20 protein-coding genes are annotated in these 21,332 nt (G+C 65.1%); 9 read left to right on the top strand and 11 right to left on the bottom strand.

Features of this window, described 5'->3' with window-relative positions; all coding sequences use genetic code 11:
• Positions 1-91: 91 nt before the first annotated feature.
• The 4 genes from QJT82_RS24130 to QJT82_RS24145 all read right to left on the bottom strand — a co-directional run bounded on the left by QJT82_RS24130 (position 92) and on the right by QJT82_RS24145 (position 2,355).
• On the bottom strand, positions 92-700 hold the full coding sequence (locus QJT82_RS24130; protein ID WP_028342589.1) for a hypothetical protein: 609 nt from the start codon (positions 698-700) through the stop codon (positions 92-94).
• Between the two features lie 54 nt (positions 701-754).
• Positions 755-1,336: a YqaA family protein gene (locus QJT82_RS24135; protein ID WP_028342590.1), complete on the bottom strand. Its 582-nt coding sequence runs from the start codon at positions 1,334-1,336 to the stop codon at positions 755-757.
• Between the two features lie 70 nt (positions 1,337-1,406).
• On the bottom strand, positions 1,407-1,802 hold the full coding sequence (hisE, locus tag QJT82_RS24140) for a phosphoribosyl-ATP diphosphatase (RefSeq protein WP_028342591.1): 396 nt from the start codon (positions 1,800-1,802) through the stop codon (positions 1,407-1,409).
• Between the two features lie 118 nt (positions 1,803-1,920).
• Positions 1,921-2,355 carry a hypothetical protein gene (locus QJT82_RS24145; protein ID WP_028342592.1) on the bottom strand — a complete coding sequence of 145 codons (435 nt, stop codon included), beginning with the start codon at positions 2,353-2,355 and terminating at the stop codon, positions 1,921-1,923.
• 265 nt (positions 2,356-2,620) lie between these two features.
• Between QJT82_RS24145 and QJT82_RS24150 the strand changes: the two genes are divergently transcribed.
• The 6 genes from QJT82_RS24150 to QJT82_RS24175 all read left to right on the top strand — a co-directional run bounded on the left by QJT82_RS24150 (position 2,621) and on the right by QJT82_RS24175 (position 10,541).
• Entirely contained in the window at positions 2,621-3,676 is a 1,056-nt protein-coding gene (locus QJT82_RS24150; RefSeq protein ID WP_028342593.1) for an ABC transporter substrate-binding protein, read from the top strand.
• Between the two features lie 301 nt (positions 3,677-3,977).
• Entirely contained in the window at positions 3,978-5,756 is a 1,779-nt protein-coding gene (locus QJT82_RS24155) for a glucan ABC transporter ATP-binding protein/ permease (RefSeq protein WP_028342594.1), read from the top strand.
• A 248-nt stretch (positions 5,757-6,004) separates the two neighbouring features.
• The gene (locus tag QJT82_RS24160; RefSeq protein WP_196238202.1) at positions 6,005-7,405 is read left to right on the top strand and encodes a D-alanyl-D-alanine carboxypeptidase family protein; all 1,401 of its coding nucleotides are present in this window, start codon (positions 6,005-6,007) and stop codon (positions 7,403-7,405) included.
• Positions 7,406-7,581: 176 nt separating this feature from the next.
• Positions 7,582-9,264, top strand: coding sequence for a long-chain fatty acid--CoA ligase (locus tag QJT82_RS24165; RefSeq protein WP_028342596.1), 1,683 nt, complete (start codon positions 7,582-7,584; stop codon positions 9,262-9,264).
• A 22-nt stretch (positions 9,265-9,286) separates the two neighbouring features.
• Positions 9,287-9,844 (top strand): DUF924 family protein, encoded by a 558-nt coding sequence (locus tag QJT82_RS24170; RefSeq protein WP_028342597.1) that lies wholly within the window; start codon positions 9,287-9,289, stop codon positions 9,842-9,844.
• 211 nt (positions 9,845-10,055) lie between these two features.
• Positions 10,056-10,541 (top strand): peroxiredoxin, encoded by a 486-nt coding sequence (locus tag QJT82_RS24175; protein ID WP_028342598.1) that lies wholly within the window; start codon positions 10,056-10,058, stop codon positions 10,539-10,541.
• A 278-nt stretch (positions 10,542-10,819) separates the two neighbouring features.
• On the opposite strand, the gene rnhA is transcribed toward QJT82_RS24175, so the two are convergent.
• From rnhA to ispH, 3 genes are read right to left on the bottom strand one after another with little or no spacing between them, the layout of a single operon-like run.
• Positions 10,820-11,281 carry a ribonuclease HI gene (gene rnhA / locus QJT82_RS24180; RefSeq protein ID WP_035632202.1) on the bottom strand — a complete coding sequence of 154 codons (462 nt, stop codon included), beginning with the start codon at positions 11,279-11,281 and terminating at the stop codon, positions 10,820-10,822.
• A complete protein-coding gene (locus tag QJT82_RS24185) occupies positions 11,269-12,249 on the bottom strand; it encodes a homoserine kinase (protein ID WP_028342600.1) in 981 nt (326 codons plus the stop codon). Before QJT82_RS24185 ends, rnhA begins: the two co-directional genes overlap by 13 nt.
• A gap of 5 nt (positions 12,250-12,254) precedes the next feature.
• Positions 12,255-13,229 (bottom strand): 4-hydroxy-3-methylbut-2-enyl diphosphate reductase, encoded by a 975-nt coding sequence (ispH, locus tag QJT82_RS24190; protein ID WP_028342601.1) that lies wholly within the window; start codon positions 13,227-13,229, stop codon positions 12,255-12,257.
• Positions 13,230-13,480: 251 nt separating this feature from the next.
• On the opposite strand from ispH, the gene QJT82_RS24195 reads away from it, so the two are divergent.
• Positions 13,481-14,179: a cell cycle transcriptional regulator TrcR gene (locus QJT82_RS24195; protein ID WP_028342602.1), complete on the top strand. Its 699-nt coding sequence runs from the start codon at positions 13,481-13,483 to the stop codon at positions 14,177-14,179.
• A gap of 109 nt (positions 14,180-14,288) precedes the next feature.
• Here QJT82_RS24195 and QJT82_RS24200 read toward each other — a convergent pair whose 3' ends face one another.
• The 3 genes from QJT82_RS24200 to QJT82_RS24210 all read right to left on the bottom strand — a co-directional run bounded on the left by QJT82_RS24200 (position 14,289) and on the right by QJT82_RS24210 (position 17,830).
• Entirely contained in the window at positions 14,289-14,561 is a 273-nt protein-coding gene (locus tag QJT82_RS24200) for a hypothetical protein (protein ID WP_075969207.1), read from the bottom strand.
• Positions 14,562-14,950: 389 nt separating this feature from the next.
• A complete protein-coding gene (locus QJT82_RS24205; protein ID WP_028342603.1) occupies positions 14,951-16,858 on the bottom strand; it encodes a propionyl-CoA synthetase in 1,908 nt (635 codons plus the stop codon).
• 198 nt (positions 16,859-17,056) lie between these two features.
• Positions 17,057-17,830: a tetratricopeptide repeat protein gene (locus tag QJT82_RS24210; protein WP_080686841.1), complete on the bottom strand. Its 774-nt coding sequence runs from the start codon at positions 17,828-17,830 to the stop codon at positions 17,057-17,059.
• A gap of 135 nt (positions 17,831-17,965) precedes the next feature.
• On the opposite strand from QJT82_RS24210, the gene QJT82_RS24215 reads away from it, so the two are divergent.
• Together QJT82_RS24215 and QJT82_RS24220 are read left to right on the top strand one after the other, a co-directional pair.
• Positions 17,966-19,510: a sodium:proton antiporter gene (locus QJT82_RS24215; RefSeq protein WP_028342605.1), complete on the top strand. Its 1,545-nt coding sequence runs from the start codon at positions 17,966-17,968 to the stop codon at positions 19,508-19,510.
• 53 nt (positions 19,511-19,563) lie between these two features.
• A complete protein-coding gene (locus QJT82_RS24220) occupies positions 19,564-20,334 on the top strand; it encodes a hypothetical protein (RefSeq protein ID WP_028342606.1) in 771 nt (256 codons plus the stop codon).
• Between the two features lie 103 nt (positions 20,335-20,437).
• Here the strand turns inward: QJT82_RS24220 and QJT82_RS24225 are convergent, their stop codons facing one another.
• Complete coding sequence (locus tag QJT82_RS24225) at positions 20,438-21,244, bottom strand: glucose 1-dehydrogenase (protein WP_018269644.1); 807 nt, start codon at positions 21,242-21,244, stop codon at positions 20,438-20,440.
• Positions 21,245-21,332: the final 88 nt, after the last annotated feature.

Here is a 21,332-nt window from a genome sequence, read left to right on the forward strand (position 1 = left end):
GCGTTTTGGCGCTGCAAAAGGATGACAAATCCTCATCCTGAAACCGTGTTTTCGCAGGCGCCTGGCATCCCAGACACAAGCCTGGCCGCCGCTATTGGCAGACGGCCCGTGTCACGAAATTTTCCGTCCTGCAGTCGTTCGGGCCGCGCTTGTGGCCCGGCAGATAGACCAGCGGCGAGCATTTCTCGGAGGCGTCGGTATCGATGCCCTTGCCTTCCCGAAACCCCTTGCTCTGGCACAGCCGGTCGGCGCCGATCTTGCAGTCCGGCGCACCGTTCGAGGCCACCACGCAGGCCGCGCGTCCGGTCACCACCGTCGAGGGGCGCGCGATGTTCGACAGGTCGTTGATGGTCTCGCCGGGGCTCTTCAGCGGCGGCAACGCCGATTTCGACTTCTCGAACAGCTTTCCGATTTCGTTGATCAGCCCGGGATTCTCGCGCTCGACCGGCGCCGGCGGCAGCTCGATCTGTTGCTGCTGAGGCGGGATCGGCTGCCGCGCCGGCGACTGCACGCCAAGCGTCGGCGGTGCTGTCTGGGCCCAGCTGTGATCGAGGGTCATCAGTGTCATCGACAGCGCAAGACCCGAAAGCACAAGACCCGACAGCACAAGACCCGCCAGCGCAATGCGCGCCTTTGCACGCGTAAGCCTGACGAGCGTGAGCCCGGCAGGATTGAGCAGGTCCGCGATTCCATCAGCCATCGCGGCAAGCGTAACCCGAAGCCGCGCGCAGGCAAAGCCGCGAGCGGTCCGTCGCTAGATCAGCTTGAATGCGACAACAAAGCCCAGCACCAGCACGATCGCGCCGATCGCGACCCACAGGCCGAGCCGCTTCTCGAGCTCGGCGCGGATGAAATCGCCATAGCGGTTGAGCAGCACCGCGACGAAGAAGAAGCGGCCGCCGCGCGCGACGATCGAGCACAGGATGAACAGCCAGATGTTGTAGCCGGCAAAGCCCGAGGTGATCGTCACGAGCTTGTAGGGGATCGGCGTCAGTCCCTTCAGCAGGATGATCACGGCGCCCCATTCGGCGTAGGAGGCGCGGAACGCGTCGACCTTGTCGGAGAGGCCGTAGAGATGGATCAGCCACTGTCCGAGCGCGTCATAGAGCAGAGCGCCGATCGCATAGCCGAGCACGCCGCCGGCAACCGACGCTGCCGTGCAGACCGCGGCGAACCACCACGCCCGCTTCGGCCGCGCCAGCGACATCGGCAGCAGCATGATGTCGGGGGGGATCGGGAAGAAGGAGCTCTCAGCGAAGGCGACGGCCGCGAGAATCCACAGCGCATAGGGCTTGTCGGCCGCCTCGACGCACCAGTCGTAAGTCCGTTTCAACATGGGCGCGATGAACCATCATGGAGCGGATTTGTCCATGGCGGGATTGAGCTGAATTTTTGTTGATTTACGGCTACCGTTTGCGCAGCCGGTTCTCCAGCGCGACAATTCGGCGTCGAACCACCGGGACCGGCGCCGGCTTGGGCAGCTTGACCGGCGACTTCGGCAGCTTCTCGGCGATTCCGAGCAGCCGTTCGCGCCGCTCCATCTCGCGCCAGACATCCTCCGGCTTCACGCCGGCCGACGCCCAGAGAACGGCGAGGTTGTAGAACAGGTCGGCGCTTTCGCGAATGACGGCATCCGACTTGCCGCTGACGGCGTCGATCACGACTTCGATCGCTTCCTCGGCGAGCTTCTTGGCCATCTTGGCCGGCCCGCGCTGGAACAGCCGTGCCGTGCGCGACGTAGCCGGATCAAGATCCTTGGCCGCGATCACCGCCTGGTAAAGCCGCTCGATCGAATCACTCATGCTTCGAGCCTAGTCGAAACGCGTCGCCATCGTGTTAACGGCGACGACGAAAAAATCCACCGGCCCGCGGCCGGTGGATCGGATGCTTTGTGACAGTTCCGAGAACCGCCGACGGCGGTCAGTACGGCTGATACGGCAGTTGCGACCGCCGCCCGTAATAGCCGCGGTAACCATAGTACGGTCCGCCACCGTAATAGACCGGGCCGCCACCATAGTAGACGGGACCACCGTAGTAGCCCGGGCCACCATAGTAGCCGTAGGAGTCGTAATAGTCGCGGCGACTCTGGGCTGCGGCGATCGCGAGGCCCGTGCCGACGATCCCGGCGAACGCAGCCGCAGCGGCCGCGCCACCACCGCCATAGTAACGACGGCGGGCACTGATGTCGGTCGCGCCGCTCGTGCCTTGTGACGTCGTCACAGCGGTCACCTTGCCTGTCTGAGCAGAGCCTGCGAACGCCATCGTCGGCTCGACGGCCGTCAACGCCACCGCGGCAACCGTTGCCAATGTGGCTGCGCGGCCAATGGACGAAAAAACACTTTTTCGCGCAAACATTGCAGTCATCCTTTGTGGAAGCCGGCCCGACGGGCCTTGGTTAGCTAACCCACTGCCTCCAGATTAGGTTCCCCAAACCGAATGCAAGCTGAACGGCCTGAGGTGAAAACATGGCAAGCCGAAGCTTGGCAGTCATCGGCCGTTCACCTTGCCTGGGGCAAAATGCCTGCAAATAACGCTTGAAATTGACGCTTGCTCTGGCGCATTCGATGTCATGAAGCAGGCGCGCCGGCGCGGCACTTTGTCTCGCCTCCCGGATGTCATGATGCAGGTAAGTCGGACCACCGTTCTCCGCTGGATACTGGCCGGCATGATCGGCCTTTCGGGCGGCGTGTGGCCGGCGTTGACGCCGCTGCGCGCCAGCGATCTGCCGCCGCCGCTCACCATCCAGTTCACGCTCGACCGTCCGCTTGATGCCGCCGCAGCGCCATTCGTGATGGCGTCGACCGGAGGCCTGTTCAGCGCCGAGGGCCTTGCGGTCGGCACCAACGTCGCGACCAGTTCGGCGGATGCCATCGCGCGCGTCGCCGACGGCTCGAGCGATTTCGCCCTCGTCGACATCAACTCGCTGATCCGCTTTCGCGACAAGCCTGGCGCGGCCCCCGTCAAGGCGGTGTTCGTGCTGTTCAACCAGGCGCCTTATGCGATCATCGCGCGCAAGAGCCGCGGCATCCGGACATTGACCGACATGCAGGGCAAGAGCCTCGGCGTCGCCGACGGCGACCTCTCGATCCGGCTGTGGCCCGCGGTCGCGAAGCAGAACGGCATCAAGCTGTCGAGCGTGAAGCAGAGCACGATCAGCGCCGCGGTACGCGAGCCGATGCTCTCCGCCGGCCAGGTCGATGCCGTCACCGGCTTCTCCTATCTCTCGGCGATCAATTTGCGCGATCGCGGCGTGCCCGCCGACGATCTCGCGGTGCTGCGCTTCGCCGACTATGGCTGCGAGGCCTACGGCTTTGCCGTGATCGTCAGCCCGCACCTTGCCGCCGCGAAGCCGGATGCGGTGAAAGGGTTCGTGCGCGCGGCGATCGGCGGCACCAACCTCGCGGTCAAGGATCCGGCCCGCGCCGCCGGCGAGGTCGCGAGCCGGATGGATGGCGGCTCGCGCGATCTGGAGCTGGAGCGGCTGAACGCCATCATCCGCGACAACATCCTGACCAGCGAGGTGAAGCGCGACGGCATCGGCGGCATCGAGGCGGAGCGCTTCGAGCGCTCGGTCGACCAGCTCGCGGAGGACTTCAAATTCCAGAAGCGGCCGCACGCCGCCGACATCTTCGACGAGGCTTTCCTGCCGCCGATCGACAGCCGCCTGGTGAATTGAGAGCATGCGAAATGCATAACTGACGAGCGGCACCAAACACTCAGTGTCGTCCCTGCGAAAGCAGGGACCCATAACCACCGAAGGCCATTGTTGCGTAGCGCTGGGGCTCCAGCCTTCCTCAACAATCCAACCCCGTGGTTATGGGTCCCTGCTTTCGCAGGGACGACAGCGGATATGTTGCACCACTGTTCAACCCCTCACCCTGAGCATGACGCGCTGTCACCGCTGGCCCTGCATCGCGAACCCTGATTAGATTGCATCCCGCCTGATCGGGCGCCCACCGCTGACGAGTGCCGCCGGCATGTCCATGCTTCGCCTCTATACCCGCGTCCTCGAACTGCTCGGCAAGGAGGCGCGGCTCGGCTGGATCCTGGCCATCGCCAACGTGCTGCTCGCCGGCGCGCAATTCGCCGAGCCGGTGCTGTTCGGCAAGATCGTCGACGTGCTGTCGGGCCGGCCGGTCACCGGACTGTTCGCGACCTCCTCGGCATGGCCGCTGCTCGTTGCCTGGGCGGCGTTCGGCCTGTTCACGATCGGCTGCAGCGCGATCGTGGCGCTGCAGGCCGACCGGCTGGCGCACCGCCAGCGCCAGGCGGTGCTGACCGATTATTTCGAGCACATCCTGCAGCTGCCGCTGACCTTCCATTCCGGCACCCATTCCGGGCGGCTGATGAAGGTGATGCTGAACGGCACCGACGCGCTGTGGCGGCTCTGGCTCGGCTTCTTCCGCGAGCATTTCGCCGCGATCATGTCGCTGATCGTGCTGTTGCCGCTTTCGCTCTACATCAACTGGCGGCTGGCGCTCCTGCTGTTCGGGCTCTGCGTCGTGTTCACCGTGCTGACCACGCTGGTGGTGCGCAAGACCTACGGCATGCAGAGCGAGGTCGAGGCCTATTACAGCGACCTCTCGGCGCGCGCCTCGGACGCGCTCGGCAATGTCGCGCTGGTGCAGAGCTTCGTGCGGATCGATTCCGAGGTGCAGGGCCTGCGCTACGTCGCCGACAAGCTGCTCGCGGTGCAGATGCCGGTGCTGTCATGGTGGGCGCTGGTCACCGTGATTACGCGCGCCTCGACCACGATCACGGTGCTCGCGATCTTCACCGTCGGCATCGCGCTGCATAACCAGGACCTCACTACGGTCGGCGAGATCGTGATGTTCGTTTCGTTCGCCACCATGCTGATCCAGAAGCTCGAGCAGGTGGTCAGCTTCATCAACAACGTGTTCATGGAAGCGCCGCGCCTGCAGGAGTTCTTCGACGTGCTCGATGCGGTGCCGGCGGTGCGCGACCGGCCCGGCGCGGTCGATCCCGGACGGCTGTCCGGCCTCGTCGAGTTCGACGACGTCTCGTTCTCCTATGACGGCAAGCGGCCGGCGATCGAGGATCTCAGCTTCACCGCCCTGCCGGGCCAGACGATCGCGCTGGTCGGCTCGACCGGCGCCGGCAAATCCACCGCGATCGCGCTGCTGCACCGCGCGTTCGATCCGCAATCGGGCATCATCAGGATCGACGGTATGGACATACGCGCGCTGAAGCTGACGGCGCTGCGGCGAAACATCGGCGTGGTGTTCCAGGAGGCGCTGCTGTTCAACCGCTCGCTCGCCGACAATCTGCGCGTCGGCAAGCCCGACGCGACCGATGAGGAGCTGCGCACCGCCGCGGCGCGCGCACAGGCGCTGGATTTCATCGAGCGCAGCGAAAAGAAATTCGATACCCATGCCGGCGAGCGCGGCCGCATGCTGTCGGGCGGCGAACGCCAGCGGCTGTCGATCGCGCGTGCGCTGCTGAAGGATCCGCCGATCCTGATCCTCGACGAGGCCACCAGCGCCCTCGACGCCGTCACCGAGGCCAAGGTGAATGCCGCTCTCGATGAAGTGATGAAGGGTCGCACCACCTTCGTGATCGCGCACCGCCTCTCCACCATCCGCCACGCCACCCGCATCCTGCTGTTCGACCAGGGACGGGTGATCGAAAGCGGAACTTTCGATGAACTGGTGGCGAAAGGCGGGCGCTTTGCCGAGCTCGCGCGGGCCCAGTTCATGGTCCAGGAACAGGCGCGCGCCGGCATCGAGACACCATAATTCCCGCCTTTCCAATTGAGGCGGCTGCCGAAATTCAGCCGATTTCGTCCACGATATAATTCACCGGCCTCTGTTCTCTGCTGGCAAGCCGGTATAGGGTTTGCATTGCCGCAATGCGGCGCCGGACACGCTTGAAACCCGTACGTCACAATCGCAAGACCTCCTTTTTTCAAGGCGGGTCTCAAAGGACCGGAACCGGATTCGTGCACCTTCCTCGCCCGTCATTGAAATGGATTCTGGCCGTCGCGATGCTCGCCGTCGCCACGCCCCAAATGGCGCAAGCCGAGGCGCTGCTGGTTGTCGAGGCCGATTCCGGAAAGGTGCTGCAGGCCGATAATGCGACGATGCCGTGGTACCCGGCCTCGCTCAGCAAGATGATGACGGCCTATGTGACGTTGAAGGCGGTCAAGGATGGCCGCGTCTCGCTCGACACGCTGCTCACGGTGTCGCCGACCGCGTCGTCGCAGTCGCCATCGAAGATGGGCTTTCGGCCCGGCACCCAGGTCACTGTCGACAACGCGCTGAAGATGATGCTGGTGAAGTCGGCCAACGACATGGCCGTGGTGCTGGCCGAGGGCCTCGGCGGTTCGATCGACGGCTTTGCCGGGATGATGAACCAGACCGCGCAAAAGCTCGGCATGACGCAAACCAGCTACGTCAATCCGAACGGCCTGCCCGCCGACGGCCAGATCACCTCGGCGCGCGACATGGCGATCCTCGCCCGCGCCATCATCCGCGACCTGCCGGAATACGAGTATTTCGTCCACATCCCGTCGATCCGCTTCGGCCGCCGCATCACCCAGAACTTCAACAAGCTGATCGGCCGCTATCCCGGCGCCGACGGCTTCAAGACCGGCTTCATCTGCGCCTCCGGCTACAATCTCGTGGCGTCGGCGACGCGCGACGGTAAGCGGCTGATCGCCGTGGTACTCGGCGCTTCCTCGGGCCGCATGCGCGCGATCCGCGCCGCGCAGCTCCTGGACCGCGGCTTTGCCAACAATGGGATGGCGTGGCTGCGGCCCTCGCTCGGCACCGTCGACAATCTGGTGCCGATCGATTCCACGCCGCCGAACCTGCGCGAGGAGATGTGCGGTCCCAAGCACAAGCGGCCCGCCAGCGACGAGGACGCAGAAGACACCGTCGCCAGTGCCGGAAGCTCCAGCACCAATGGCGATGGCGGCGTCAGCTTCTTCGCCTCGGGCCTGCAGGCCGCGATGCCGACCAAGCCGGCCGACATGCTGGCGCAGCCGGCGGCGGCGTCCGAGCCGGTCGTGGTTTATACGGGGCCGACCAAGACCGGGGCTGCGTTGATCGCCGCCGTCGAGGCCGACACCGAGAAGATGCAGCCGGTCAAGCGCGCCAAGGGCAAGCACAGCCGCGTCGCGGGCAAGAAGCCCGATGCGGCCGATGACGCGAAGGCCGACACCAAGAGCGCCTCCAAGTCGGACAACAAGCCGGCGGCCAAGCCCGTGCGTCACGCCAACGCTAAGCCGGATGCCGCAGCTGCGAAGACGGCCGCGGACAAGCCCGCCGCCGCAAAGCCTGCCGGCAAGCCGGCGGCGGCAAAGCCGGCTGCCAAGCCCAAGACTGCGGCCGACAAACCCAAGGCTGCCGACAAGCCGAAAGCCGACGCCAAGCCGGCCGGCTAGCGGAGCGCCCGCCCGTCATTTCCGACCGTCATTTCCTCTAATGCGTCGATAACGCGCAGCGGCTTGCCATTGGCCGCGGCATCGCTCAATACTGCCTGAAATAACGCGGCCAAAGGTCGGAAAACCCGGAAGCAATCCGGGACATCAGCCAATTTTGAGAGAGGGGATTGACCATCATGGAGCGCATCTGGCTCAAGCATTATCCGGCCGGCGTGCCCGCCGATATCGACGTCACGCAATATTCGTCGCTGGTCGAACTGCTCGAAGAGAGCTTCAAGAAATTCGCCGATCGCAAGGCGTTCATCTGCATGGACAAGGCGATCACCTATCGCGAGCTCGACGAGATGTCGGCGGCGCTCGGCGCCTACCTGCAGAGCAAGGGCCTGCAGAGGGGCGCGCGCGTCGCGCTGATGATGCCGAACGTGCTGCAATACCCGGTCGCGACCGCGGCCGTGCTGCGCGCCGGCTTTGCCGTGGTCAACGTCAATCCGCTCTACACCCCGCGCGAGCTCGAGCACCAGCTGAAGGATTCCGGTGCGGAGGCGATCATCGTGCTGGAGAACTTTGCCACCACCGTACAGAAGGTACTTCCCAATACCGCGGTCAAGCACGTCATCGTCGGCAGCATGGGCGACCTGCTCGGCTTCAAGGGCGTGATCGTCAATCTGGTGGTACGCCGGGTGAAGAAGATGGTGCCGGCCTGGTCGATCCCCGGCGCCGTCGGCTTCAACGAGGCGCTGTCAGCCGGCCGCGGCCTGAAGCTCAACAAGCCCGCGCTGACGCTCGATGACGTCGCCTTCCTGCAATATACCGGCGGCACCACCGGCGTCTCCAAGGGCGCCACCCTGCTCCACCGCAACATCCTGGCCAACGTGCTGCAGAACGACGCCTGGCTGCAGCCGGCGCTGGCGAAGCCGCCGATCGTCGAACAGATGGTCATCGTCTGCGCGCTGCCGCTCTATCACGTCTTCGCGCTCACCGCCTGCTATCTGCTCGGCATGCGGGCCGGCGGCACCAATCTGCTGATTCCGAATCCGCGCGACATGGCGGGCTTCGTCAAGGAGCTGTCGAAGTACCAGGTCAGCTTCTTCCCGGCGGTCAACACCCTCTACAATGGCCTGCTGAACACGCCCGGATTCGACAAGCTCGACTTCTCCAAGCTGAAGATCGCCAACGGCGGCGGCATGGCGACGCAAAGGCCGGTCGCCGAGAAATGGTTGAAGGTCACGGGCATCTCGTTGTCGGAAGGCTATGGCCTGTCGGAGACGTCGCCGACCCTGACATGCAATCCTGCAACGATCGAGGAGTTCTCCGGGACGATCGGCCTTCCCGTCCCCTCGACCTGGCTCTCGATCCGCGACGATGACGGCAATGAGTTGCCGATCGGCGAGGCCGGCGAAATCTGCGCCAAGGGCCCGCAGGTGATGGCGGGCTACTGGAACAGGCCGGACGAAACCGCGCGCGTGATGACCGCGGACGGTTATTTCCGCACCGGCGACATCGGCGTGATGGACGAGAAGGGCTACACCAAGATCGTCGACCGCAAGAAGGACATGATCCTGGTCTCCGGCTTCAACGTCTATCCGAACGAGATCGAGGAGGTGATCGCAAGCCATCCGGGCGTGCTCGAATGCGCCGTGATCGGCGTGCCCGATGCGAAGTCCGGCGAGGCGGTGAAGGCCTTCGTGGTCAAGAAGGACCCGAACCTCACCGCCGAGGACATCATCAAGTTCAGCGCCACCCAGCTCACCGCCTACAAGGTGCCGAAGCAGATCGAGTTCAGGACCGACCTGCCGAAGACCAATGTCGGCAAGATCCTGCGCCGCGAATTGCGCGACGAGAAGAAGGCCGCGGCTTAAGGCGTGAGTGGACTGACGTTCGATGTCTGACGCAAGCCTCGCGACGCCGGCCGACGTGCTTGGCTTCTGGCGGAATGCCGGCCGCGACCGCTGGTACAAGCGCGACGACGCCTTCGATGCCGAGATCCGCAGCCGCTTCCTCGCCACCTGGCAGAAGGCGGCTGCCGGCGAATTGTCGTCATGGGAGGCCAGCGACGACGGTGCGCTGGCGCTGACCATCGTGCTCGACCAGTTTCCGCGAAACCTGTTTCGCAACGACAGCAAGACCTTCTCCACCGACAAGCTGGCGCGCGAGGTTGCAAGCCGTGCCATCGACCGCGGCGTCGATGCGCGGACCGCCCCGGTGCTGCGCGAATTCCTCTATCTGCCTTTCGAGCATTCGGAGGACCTCGCCGACCAGCAGCGATGCGTGGCGCTGTTCCGGCAATATGACTGCCATCCCGACAACCTGAAATACGCCGAGGACCACGCCGACATCATCCGCCGGTTCGGCCGCTTCCCGCACCGGAATCGCGTGCTGGGCCGGCAGACCACGGCCGAGGAGAAGGCCTTTCTCGACGCCGGCGGGTTTTCCGGCTGATGACGGAACGGTGACCAGAGCCTTTTTCCGTTCCGATTGAATCGGAACGGGGCTCTAGATTCTTGTTTTGACGCGTTTTCTTCACGCGAACCGGTATCCACTTCGCTCGAAAACGCTTTGGCCTCCGGCATTGCCGTTCTTCAGCGAGCCCGTATTGTGCCGTGCTGTAGCCGGGTTTAAGACAGTTCCGCTTCACCGAGGGAGAACAACGATGACGATCAATGTTGGCGACAAGCTGCCGGAAGCCAAGTTTCGCGTGATGACCGCCGAGGGTCCGCAGGTCAAAACCACCGACGATATTTTCAAGGGCAAGAAGGTCGCCCTGTTCGCCGTGCCTGGCGCCTACACCGGCACCTGCCACAAGATGCATCTGCCGAGCATCTTCCTCAATGCCTATGCCCTGAAGAACAAGGGCGTCGACACCATCGCGATCGTTTCGGTCAACGACGCCTTCGTGATGAACGCCTGGAAGCGCGACACCGACCAGCGCGACGAAGCCGTCTTCCTCGCCGACGGCAATGCCGACTTCGCCAAGGCGATCGGCATGGAGCTCGATGCCTCCGGCAACGGCCTCGGCATCCGCTCCAAGCGCTACTCGATGCTGGTCGAGGACGGTGTGGTGAAGAAGCTCAACCTCGAGCCCGCCCCGGGCAAGGTCGAGGTCTCCGGCGGCGACACGCTGCTCGGTCAGCTCTAAGCCGACGCTTCTTCCCTTCTCCCCTTGTGGGAGAAGGTGGCGCGGATGCAATCCGCGCCGGATGAGGGGTCTCTATCCGCGGAGACAGACCCCTCACCCGTCCGCGATGCTGCGCATCGCGTCCACCCTCTCCCACAAGGGGAGAGGGAAAGATCGCCGAAATTCCGGGAATCGTAGGATGGGTAGAGCGCAGCGAAACCCATCGCCTTCGTGCCGTGCATTGAGATGATGGGTTTCGCTTCGCTCTACCCATCCTACGCACCCGACTCGCTGCGGCCCTAACTCTTCAACCTCGCCATCGCCACGCCCTCGCGTGCCAGCTCGTCGGCGCGTTCGTTCTCGGCGTGGCCGGCGTGGCCCTTGATCCAGTGCCAGCGCACCTCATGCGGCTTCAGCGCAGCATCGAGGCGCTGCCACAGCTCGACATTCTTGACCGGCTTCTTGTCGGCGGTGCGCCAGCCGTTGCGCTTCCAGCCATGGATCCAGCCGGTGATGCCCTGGCGGACATACTGGCTGTCGGTGGTGAGATCGACCACACAGGGCTTCTTCAGGGCTTCCAGCGCCGAGATCGCCGCCATCAGCTCCATGCGGTTGTTGGTGGTGTGCGGCTCGCCGCCCTTCAATTCCTTCTCGACCTCGCCGAATCTGAGGATCGCGCCCCAGCCGCCCGGCCCCGGATTTCCGGAGCAGGCACCATCGGTGAAGACAATCACATGCGGCTTGTCGCTCACGCCGCGCATCCGGCCGGCGTGATGCCGTAATCGCGCAGGCTCGCGACGTTCTGCTGGAAGCGCAGCTTGCGGACATATTCCAATGGGTCCTTCGGCTGCACCAGCGCGCCTTCGGGCACGTTGAGGAAATCGACCAGCCGCGTCAGCAGGAAACGCATCGCGGCACCGCGCGCGAGCAGCGGCAGCGCGGCCTCTTCCGCCGCCGACAGCGGACGCTCGCGGCCATAGGCATTGAGCAATGCGCGCGCCTTGGTGACGTTGAAGGAATGGTCCGGCTCGAAGCACCAGGCGTTGAGGCAGATCGCGACGTCGTAGGCCAGGATGTCGTTGCAGGCGAACGGGAAGTCGATCAGGCCCGAGAGCTTGTCGCCCAGAAAGAAGACGTTGTCGGGAAACAGGTCGGCATGGATCACGCCGACCGGCAGATCCGCCGGCCACGAGGCTTCGAGATGATCGAGCTCGCGCGCGATGAAGTCGTGCAGGCCCGGCTGCACGCTGTCGGCCCGCGCGGCGGCGAGATCGAACAGCGGCCGCCAGCCGGCGACCGACAGCGGATTGTTGCGGACCAGCGGGAAATCGCGGCCGGCAACGTGCATTTTGGCCAGCGCCTCGCCGACGCCGGAGCAATGCGCCACGTTCGGCCGCCGCGGCCACACGCCCTCGAGGAAGTTGATGATCGCCGCGGGCCGGCCGGCGAGCCGGCTAGTGACCTCGCCCTTGCGGTTGCGCGCCGGCTGCGGGCACGACACGCCGCGCTCGGCGAGATGCGCCATCAGCGACAGGAAATACGGCAGGTCGTCCTCCGCCACGCGCTTCTCATAAAGCGTGAGGATGTAGGCGCCCTCGCTGGTGTGCAGCAGGAAGTTCGAATTCTCGACGCCCTCGGCGATGCCCTTGTAGGAGAGCAGTTCGCCGATGTCGTAGCTTTTGAGGAATTCCGCGAGGTCTTCGGCGGCAACGTCGGTGTAGACCGCCATATGGTCTATTCCGCCGCGGCAGCGTCGGGCCGCAGCGAACGCGGCAGCGGGAAGAACTCGTTCTCTTCCGCGGCCGAGACCGTCTCCACGTGCAGTTCGTAGCGCTCGGCGAAGGCGCCCATGATCTCCTCGACGATCACCTCCGGCGCCGATGCGCCCGCGGTGATGCCGAGGCTACTGATGCCTTCGAACCTGCTCCAGTCGATGTCGCTGGCGCGCTGGGCGAGCACGGCGATCGGGCAGCCCTCGCGCTCGGCGACTTCGCGCAGGCGCTGCGAGTTTGACGAGTTCGGCGCGCCGACCACGATCAGGGCATCGACCACCGGCGCCACCTTCTTCACCGCGAGCTGGCGATTGGTGGTCGCGTAGCAGATGTCTTCCTTGTGCGGACCATTGACGTTCGGGAAGCGCTGCTTGAGCAGCGCCACGATTTCCGCGGTGTCGTCGATCGACAGCGTGGTCTGGGTCACGAAGGCGAGGTTGTTGGGGTCCTTCGGAACGAAGGTCTTGGCATCCTCGGCGGTCTCGATCAGGGTCACGGCGCCAACCGGCAGCTGGCCCAAGGTGCCGACCACCTCGGGGTGATGGGAATGTCCGATCAGCAGGATCTCGCGGCCGCGCTTGAAATGGATCGCCGCCTCGCGGTGGACCTTGGTCACCAGCGGACAGGTCGCGTCCAGTGAGAAGAAATTGCGGGATTTCGCCTCGGCGGGAACCGATTTCGGAACGCCGTGGGCGGAAAACACCACCGGCGCGTCGGTGTCGTCGGGGATTTCGGCCAATTCCTCGACGAAAATGGCGCCTTTGGTCTTCAGGCTGTCGACCACATACTTGTTATGGACGATTTCGTGCCGGACATAGACCGGCGCGCCATAAATGGTGAGGGCACGTTCGACCGTGTCGATGGCGCGGACCACCCCGGCACAGAAGCCGCGGGGGGAACAAAGCACGATTCTAAGGTCGGGTTTTTTCGCTGACATGGGCTGTCTTGGGGCTGTCTTGGGGCTGTCTCGGAGCAATCTCGGGACCGAATCACCCCTCGCCGGCGGGGCGGGGAACGGCCAGTTACGGTAAGGACTTGGGACTGCTTTCGGGCGCTGTCAAGGCGATTTTGCTGGGCCATTGCGCCATTCCCCCCGGAGGGCTTATATAGGCGCCATAATTCCCGTCATCGCCGATGACTACCAGCTTCGCCTCGACAGAGGTGGGCGAAGCACAAAGGAGATTTGCCATGAGCAACGCACCGCTGATGCCGAAGGCGACTGCCGTGTGGTTGGTCGACAATACCGCCCTGACCTTCGATCAGGTGGCCGATTTTACCAAAATGCACCCCCTGGAGGTCCGCGCCATCGCCGACGGCGACGCCGCCCAGGGCATCAAGGGCATGGACCCGATTTCCAACGGCCAGCTGACCCGCGAGGAGATCGAGCGCGGCGAGCGCGACCAGAACTACCGCCTCAAGCTCCAGGAGAGCAAGGTGGTGCTGCCTTCCGCCGCCAAGAAGAAGGGCCCGCGCTACACCCCGGTGTCGCGCCGCCATGAGCGGCCGAGCGCGATCCTCTGGCTGGTGCGCAACCACCCCGAGTTGAAGGACGCCCAGATCATGCGTCTGGTCGGCACCACCAAGACCACGATCGCCAGCGTGCGCGACCGCACCCACTGGAACGCCTCGACCCTGACCCCGATGGACCCGGTGACGCTCGGCCTGTGCTCGCAGATCGAGCTCGATTTCGAGGTGCAGCGCGCCGCCAAGGAGAAGCCGACCACCACCGTCTACGGCGGCGCCACGCTGCTGCCGGCCTCCGAGACCACGCGCAAGGACGAGCTGGACGACCAGCCGGTCGAGCGCCACGACGATCTCAACGTCGATGCGGTGTTCGCCAAGCTGAAGACGATCGGCGGCAAGAAACCCGACGACGAGGAAGAGTAAGCGCGGATCGCGCAACTCGAAGAGCAGAACACGAAACGCGGCAGGGCAACCTGCCGCGTTTTTGCTTGGAAGCGCACGCAACGGGCGTGACGGCGACCGTCGGCGCGGCTCAGTGCCGGTCCGGATTGTTCATCATGTATTCGCCGAGATCGCGCTGCCGCCGATCGGTGCGGGCCTCGGCGTTCTGGCGCTGCACGTCGCGGTTCTTGCGGCAGGCGACATAATCAGGCGAGCCGACCGCCACCTTGCCGCCGGCCTGGCAGTACTGATCGTCGTCGCCCATGCTCTCCGCGATCGGCGATCGGCCGCGCTCGAGACAGCCTGCAAGCAGCGGCAGGGCGAGCAGCAAGGCGAGTGGCGCGCGTGCGGAAATGGATCGCATCCGTGGGTCCGTATCTCGTGGCATATGACAGGGAAGGCCGGGATGACCCGGCAATCCATCAAAATCAAGGCCGTTTTGCTTCCGATGGGTTTCGCGGGTGCGCGGCCGGATTGCGCTATGGGTGCCCTCATCGTCCATCGCGCCCGGGGCCACCCCTCTCCCCAGCCCTCCCCCGCAAGGGGGGAGGGAGCCTGACGAGCGTGCTCGCCTCACGTAACGCAGCGCAAACTGCTTGCCAGCCAGCTCGTCTTACGTGATGGAGCCACCGGCGGAAGGGTTCCCTCCCCCCTTGCGGGGGAGGGTTAGGGAGAGGGGTTCACGCGACGTGCCCTCCCGGATGTGCGTCACCGCATGCTTCGTCGCTTCGTTTTCAGAACGACGATCGTCGCCTACGCCTTTCCCTTCAGGGCCTCGCCGATTTCGTCGAGCACCTTCGGGTCCTCGATCGTCGCCGGCATGGTCCAGGGCTCGCCGTCGGCGATCTTCTTGATGGTGCCGCGCAGGATCTTGCCGGAACGGGTCTTCGGCAGCCGCGCCACCGTGATCGCGAGCTTGAACGCGGCGACCGGCCCGAGCTTGTCGCGCACCAGCGCCACGACGTCCTTCTCGACCTCGGCGGGCGCCTTGGTCACGCCGGCCTTCAGCACCAGGAAGCCGCAGGGCACCTCGCCCTTGATCGCGTCCTTGACGCCGAGCACGGCGCATTCGGCGACGTCGGGATGCGAGGCGAGGATCTCCTCCATGCCGCCGGTGGAGAGCCGGTGGCCGGCGACATTGATGATGTCGTCGGTGCGGCCCATCACCCAGACATAGCCGTCCGCATCCTTGTAGCCGGCATCCGAGGTCTTGTAGTAGCCGGGGAATTCCGAGAGATAGGCGTCCCTGAAGCGATCGTCCTGCTGCCACAGCGTCGGCAGGCAGCCCGGCGGCATCGGCAGCTTGATCACGATCGAGCCCATCGTGCCGGCCGCCACCGGCTTCGCCGCCTCGTCGACGATGTCGACCTGATAGCCCGGCATCGGCACCGTGGGCGAGCCGTGCTTGACCGGCAGCTGGCCGAGCCCGACCGGATTGCCGGCGATGCACCAGCCGGTCTCGGTCTGCCACCAGTGGTCGATGACCGGCACCTTCAGCTGCTGCTCCGCCCACTCCACCGTCGGCGGATCGGCGCGCTCGCCGGCGAGGAACAGGGTGCGGAAGCCCGACAGATCGTAATTCCGGATGAACTTGCCTTCGGGGTCTTCCTTCTTGATCGCGCGGAACGCGGTCGGCGCGGTGAAGAAGGCGACCGCCTTGTGCTCGCTTATCACGCGCCAGAACGCGCCGGCATCCGGCGTGCCGACCGGCTTGCCCTCATACATGATGGTGGTCGCGCCGTGAATCAGCGGGCCGTAGACAATGTAGGAATGGCCGACCACCCAGCCGATGTCCGAGCCGCACCACCAGATCTCGCCGGGCTTCACGCCGTAGAGATTGTGCATCGACCATTTCAGCGAGACGAGATGACCGCCATTGTCGCGCACCACGCCCTTCGGGATTCCGGTCGTGCCTGACGTATAGAGGATGTAGAGCGGATCGGTGGCGGCTACCGGCACGCACGGCGCGGCCTTGCCGGCGTCGAACGCGGCCTTGCGCAGCGTCGCCCAATCATGATCGCGGCCCGCGGCGAGCTCGCAAGCCTGCTGCGGCCGCTGCAGGATGATGCAGGTCTCGGGCTTGCTGCCGGCGAGGCGGATCGCCTCGTCGAGCAGCGGCTTGTATTGCACGATGCGCCCGGGCTCGATGCCGCAGCTCGCCGAGAAGATCAGCTTCGGCTTGGCGTCGTCGATGCGGGTCGCAAGCTCCTTGGCCGCGAAGCCGCCGAACACCACGCTGTGCACCGCGCCGATCCGCGCGCAGGCGAGCATCGCGACGACGGCCTCCGGCACCATCGGCATATAGAGGATGACGCGATCGCCCTTGGTGACGCCGAAATCCTGCATCACCGCGGCCAGCGTCTGCACCTCCGTCAGAAGCTCGGAATAGGTGAATTTGGTGATCGTGTTGGTGAGCGGCGAATCGTGGATCAGCGCGACCTGGCTGGCGCGGCCGCCGGCGACGTGGCGATCCAGCGCGTTGTAGCAGGTGTTGACCACGGCGCCGGCGAACCAGCGCCCATAGGCGCCCACGGAGGGATCGTAGATCTTCCTGGCCGGTTCGATCCAGTCGATCTCGCGCGCTGCCTCGGCCCAAAAGCCCTCGGGGTCCCGAAGCGAGCGGGCATACACCTCATGATACCGGCTCTGCTGATGGTTCATCGCGTTTCTCCCTCGCGCGGTCGCGCGTCATTTGCCGACCATTGTCACGGGAAGTGGCGCCGTTTCAAGCCGAAATGACCGCGACCTTCGGCCGGTCGGAGCAAAGCGTTTTCGAGAGAAGTGGGTACCGGTTCGCGTGAAGAAAACGCGTCAAAACAAGAATCTAGAGCCCCGTTCCGCTTCAATCGAAACGGAGCACTAGTAGCCGTCGACCCCGTTGATCCGCTGCAGACGCTCGCGCATCGCCTTTTCCAGGTCGTAGTCCGGCTTGCCGAACTCGGAATTGCGGCGGGCGACGAACTGATCCTGCGCGCGCTGCAGCTCGCGCGCCTGGTGCGGATTCTGCGCCTCGCGCACCGTGCGGAACGTCGATGCGACGATCTCGCGATCGAGATCGGCAAGCGTGGGATTGGCACAGATCGCCTTCTCCACCGGTCGGCGCGCCTTGCGGCAATCGAAGCTCGGCTTGCCGGCGACTGCCATCATGGCGCCGATCCGCTCCAGCTCCAGCGACAGCGATTTGTAGTTGGCCTTGGCCGCGGTGTGATTGGGATCGAGCTTGACGGCGGCGCCGAAATCCAGGATCGCCTTCGGCCGATCGCCCTTGCGGCGCCACAGCTCGCCGCGCGCATTATGCGCATCTGCAAGCGATGGATCGAGCTTGAGCGCGGTGTCGTAGTCCGCGATCGCGCGATCGATCATCTGCTTGCGGTCATAGGCGGCCGCCCGCGCCATCAGCGCCTTGACGCGATCGGGCCGCGCCGCCTTCTCATTGTCGATCAGCGTGCCGCAGACGTCGATGATCTTGTCGTCATCGGCCGCCGCTGCCGCCGCGATGCAGGGGCCGGCATTGGTCTGCACATCCTCGCCCGGCTCGCTGCCGGTGGCGCGCGCAACGCCCGACATCAGCGCGCCCGACAGGCCAACGCAGACCAGCAGCATCACGGCCAGATTTGCGCGTTTTTGTCGCATCCGGATCGCCGACAAGTCATCCCTCTCTTGCGCCCGAACCACCGGCCCCTGATTCCGGGCAGCGCGCCATTTGCCGCAAAACCACACGCTGGATTATACGTCAATTGCGACGATCGGCTGCATCGGGGGTTCGGCTTGCTCACATTCGAATGGATCATCGGCCTGTTGCTCGCAGCGGTGGCGCTGTCGGCGCTGGCGCGGCGGATCAAGGTACCCTACCCGACCTTCCTGGCGCTCGGCGGCGTGCTGCTGACGCTGCTGCCTTGGGCCCCGACCTGGGCGCTGGAACCCAAACTGGCGCTGGCGCTGTTCGTCGCGCCGGTGCTGCTCGATGCCGCGTTCGACACCTCGCTGCGCGACCTCCGCAACAACTGGCTGCCGGTCTCGACGCTGGTGGTGGTCGCGGTCGGCGTTACGACGGCGGCGGTCGCCGTGGTCGCGCATTGGCTGCGCCCGGACATGCCGTGGGCGGTTGCGATCGCGCTCGGCGCCATCGTGGCGCCGCCGGATGCGGCCGCGGCCACCGCGATCCTGCGCCAGGTCAACCTGCCCTACCGGATCCAGAAGATCCTCGAAGGCGAAAGCCTGCTCAACGATGCCAGCGCGCTGCTCATCTATCGCGTCGCTGTCGGCCTCGTCGCCGCCGAGCATATGAAGATCCGCGAGTTCGTGCCGTCCATCACGATTGCGCTGGTCGGCAGCCTCGCCGCCGGCTTCCTGTTCGCGCAAGTCTGGATGATGATCACGCGCCGCATCACCGAGGCGCCGAGCGCGATCATCACGCAGTTCGGCGGCACCTTCATGGTGTGGATCATTGCCGAGCATCTCGGGCTGTCCGGCATCCTCACCATCATCGCCTATGCAATCACCATCTCGCGCACCGCGCCGGCCCGCACATCGGCGCGGCTGCGCGTGTCGTCCTACGCGGTGTGGGAAACCGTGGTGTTCGTGCTCAACGTGCTCGCCTTCATGCTGATCGGCCTGCAGTTGCGCCCGATCTGGTCCGGCCTCGACGACGAGGTGCGGTGGAAATATTGCAGCTTTGCCGCCGCGATCCTCGCCGTCGTGATCCTCGCCCGCATCCTCTGGGTGATGCCCTACGGCGCGCTGCTGCGCACGCTGAAGGCGCGCAACCTGCTGCCCGCCCATGTGGTGGACGCCGTGCCGACCTTGAAGCGCGGCTTCATCGTGTCGTGGTGCGGAATGCGCGGCATCGTCACGCTGGCAGCGGCGTTTGCGCTGCCTGAATGGTTTCCGTATCGCGATCTGATCCTGCTGACGGCGTTTGCCGTGGTGCTCGGTTCGCTCGTGATCCAGGGGCTGACGCTGCGGCCGTTGATCCTGGCGTTGAATTTCGCTGACGACGATCCGGTCGGACGCGAAGCGGCCCATGCCCGCGGCGTGGTGTTTCGCGCCGCGCTCGACGAGATCGACGCCGACCCGTCGGAAGAGGCCGAGATCCTCCGGCTCGAATATCGCGCCGTGCTGCTGCGCGCCGAGAATGATCCCGATGGCGGCCTGACCTCGCGCGAGCTGCCGTCGGATCCCTTGCGCCGCCGCGCCATCGCCGCGGCGCGTCAGGCATTGCTCAATCTGCGCCGCACCGAGGCGATCGGCGACGACGCGTTCCATCTGGTCGAGGAAGAGCTCGACCGCGCCGAGCTCAGCGTAGAGGCGTAGCGCCGGGCCGCAATATCATTTGAACCATCACAGGGTTTGTCAGACCTAACATCATGACAATCCTCATTGATCGCAATTCCCCGCGCGCCGCGGCGAAAGTCGAGGCGAAGTTCTTCTATTTCTATATGGCGCTGTCCTGCATGGCGGTCGCCTTTCTCGGCTTTGCCCCGACCTACTGGATGCCGATGGCGAGAGGCTCGCTGTCATCGCCTCCCGTGGTGCACCTGCATGGGCTGCTGTTCTTCGCCTGGACGCTCTATTTCGTGTTCCAGAGCTGGCTCGCCGCCTCGGGACGAATCACCCGGCATCGCAGCGTCGGATTGATCGGCATTTCGCTGGCGACCGCGATGACCATGATGGGCATCGTGGCCTCGATCAGCGTCATGAAGCGTTCGGCGGCGATCGGACAGCTCAATGAGGGCCTCGCCTTTGCCATCGTTCCGCTCAGCGGCATCCTGTTCTTCGCCGTCATGTTCGCGCTCGCGATCATCTACCTGCGCGACCGCGAGACCCACAAGCGGCTGATGCTGCTGGCATCGATCTCGATCCTCGATGCGGCGGTCGCGCGCTGGTTCCTGACCGTCCTCGCGCCGCCGGGACCGCCCGGCCCACCGCCGGTCCCGGTCACGATCGCACCGGCGTTCGTCGCCTATCTGCTGCTGGTCGTCGCGATCGTGTTCGACTGGCGCACCCGCGGCCGCCCGCACCCGGTCTACGTCTATGGCGGGCTGGCACTGGTCGCGGTGAAGCTCTTGAACTGGCCGATCAGCACCTCGGCGGCCTGGCATTCACTGGCCGGCGGCATCCTGGCGCTGGCGCAATAGAGCATGATCCGGAAAAGTGGGAACCGGATTTCCGAAGAGATCATGCTCAATCAAGAATGCGAGATCATGATGCGGTCCCGTCCGATCGCATCATGATCGCCCTTCACGCACCCGACTTGGAGGTGATGCCGCCGTCGACCACGAGCTCGATGCCGGTGACATACTTCGATTCGTCCGACGCCAGGAACAGCGCGGCATTGGCGACGTCCCATGCGTCGCCCATGTGCCCCATCGGCACCTGCGCGTCGCGCGCGCGCCACATCGCCTCGACATCGCCCTTGGCGTAGCTCTGCGCCAGCCCGGCCGAATGCGCGACCATCGGCGTCTTCATCAGCCCGGGCAGGATCGCGTTGACGCGGACATGCTTGGAGGCGAACTCGACCGCGGTCGAGCGCGTCATCTGGTTCATCGCGGCCTTGCTCGCGTTGTAGCTGACATAGGAAATGCCGACATGGCGGATCGAGGCGATCGAGGAGATGTTGATGATCGAGCCGCCACCCTGCTTGATCATCACGGGAATGACGTGCTTCATCGACAGATAGGCGCTCTTGAGGTTGACCGCGAAGACGCGATCCCACTCCGCTTCCCCAACTTCCACCACGCTGCCAACCTCGGCGATGCCGACATTGTTGTCGAGCACGTCGATGCGGCCATAGGCCTTCAGGCAGGCCGCGACCATCGCCTCGACCTCGCCGGCGCGCGAGACATCGGCGGTGAATGCGACAGCCTTGCCGCCCTCACCGGTGATGATGCCGACGGTCTCCTCCGCCGCGGCGCCGTTGCGATCGACGCAGAAAACGCTGGCGCCCTCGCGCGCAAAGGTGACGGCGGTCGCCTTGCCATTGCCCCAGCCGGGCCCGATCGAGCCCGCGCCGACCACCATCGCAACCTTGCCCTTGAGCCGATCCATCGGTCTTTCTCCCTTGTTGTTCTTGCTGCCGGACCGTAGCCCGGATGAGCGAAGCGATATCCGGGGCGCTATCCCCGCATATCGCTGC

Origin of the sequence: Bradyrhizobium sp. Mp19, assembly GCF_029952935.1 — a bacterium.
Lineage (GTDB): Bacteria > Pseudomonadota > Alphaproteobacteria > Rhizobiales > Xanthobacteraceae > Bradyrhizobium > Bradyrhizobium elkanii.

Coding starts and splice junctions, on each gene's coding strand:
- QJT82_RS24130 (WP_028342589.1), bottom strand. CDS start 700: ATGGCTGATGGAATCGCGGACCTGCTCAATCCTGCCGGGCTCACGCTC.
- QJT82_RS24135 (WP_028342590.1), bottom strand. CDS start 1,336: ATGTTGAAACGGACTTACGACTGGTGCGTCGAGGCGGCCGACAAGCCC.
- hisE (WP_028342591.1), bottom strand. CDS start 1,802: ATGAGTGATTCGATCGAGCGGCTTTACCAGGCGGTGATCGCGGCCAAG.
- QJT82_RS24145 (WP_028342592.1), bottom strand. CDS start 2,355: ATGTTTGCGCGAAAAAGTGTTTTTTCGTCCATTGGCCGCGCAGCCACA.
- QJT82_RS24150 (WP_028342593.1), top strand. CDS start 2,621: ATGCAGGTAAGTCGGACCACCGTTCTCCGCTGGATACTGGCCGGCATG.
- QJT82_RS24155 (WP_028342594.1), top strand. CDS start 3,978: ATGTCCATGCTTCGCCTCTATACCCGCGTCCTCGAACTGCTCGGCAAG.
- QJT82_RS24160 (WP_196238202.1), top strand. CDS start 6,005: ATGCTCGCCGTCGCCACGCCCCAAATGGCGCAAGCCGAGGCGCTGCTG.
- QJT82_RS24165 (WP_028342596.1), top strand. CDS start 7,582: ATGGAGCGCATCTGGCTCAAGCATTATCCGGCCGGCGTGCCCGCCGAT.
- QJT82_RS24170 (WP_028342597.1), top strand. CDS start 9,287: ATGTCTGACGCAAGCCTCGCGACGCCGGCCGACGTGCTTGGCTTCTGG.
- QJT82_RS24175 (WP_028342598.1), top strand. CDS start 10,056: ATGACGATCAATGTTGGCGACAAGCTGCCGGAAGCCAAGTTTCGCGTG.
- rnhA (WP_035632202.1), bottom strand. CDS start 11,281: ATGCGCGGCGTGAGCGACAAGCCGCATGTGATTGTCTTCACCGATGGT.
- QJT82_RS24185 (WP_028342600.1), bottom strand. CDS start 12,249: ATGGCGGTCTACACCGACGTTGCCGCCGAAGACCTCGCGGAATTCCTC.
- ispH (WP_028342601.1), bottom strand. CDS start 13,229: ATGTCAGCGAAAAAACCCGACCTTAGAATCGTGCTTTGTTCCCCCCGC.
- QJT82_RS24195 (WP_028342602.1), top strand. CDS start 13,481: ATGAGCAACGCACCGCTGATGCCGAAGGCGACTGCCGTGTGGTTGGTC.
- QJT82_RS24200 (WP_075969207.1), bottom strand. CDS start 14,561: ATGCGATCCATTTCCGCACGCGCGCCACTCGCCTTGCTGCTCGCCCTG.
- QJT82_RS24205 (WP_028342603.1), bottom strand. CDS start 16,858: ATGAACCATCAGCAGAGCCGGTATCATGAGGTGTATGCCCGCTCGCTT.
- QJT82_RS24210 (WP_080686841.1), bottom strand. CDS start 17,830: ATGCGACAAAAACGCGCAAATCTGGCCGTGATGCTGCTGGTCTGCGTT.
- QJT82_RS24220 (WP_028342606.1), top strand. CDS start 19,564: ATGACAATCCTCATTGATCGCAATTCCCCGCGCGCCGCGGCGAAAGTC.
- QJT82_RS24225 (WP_018269644.1), bottom strand. CDS start 21,244: ATGGATCGGCTCAAGGGCAAGGTTGCGATGGTGGTCGGCGCGGGCTCG.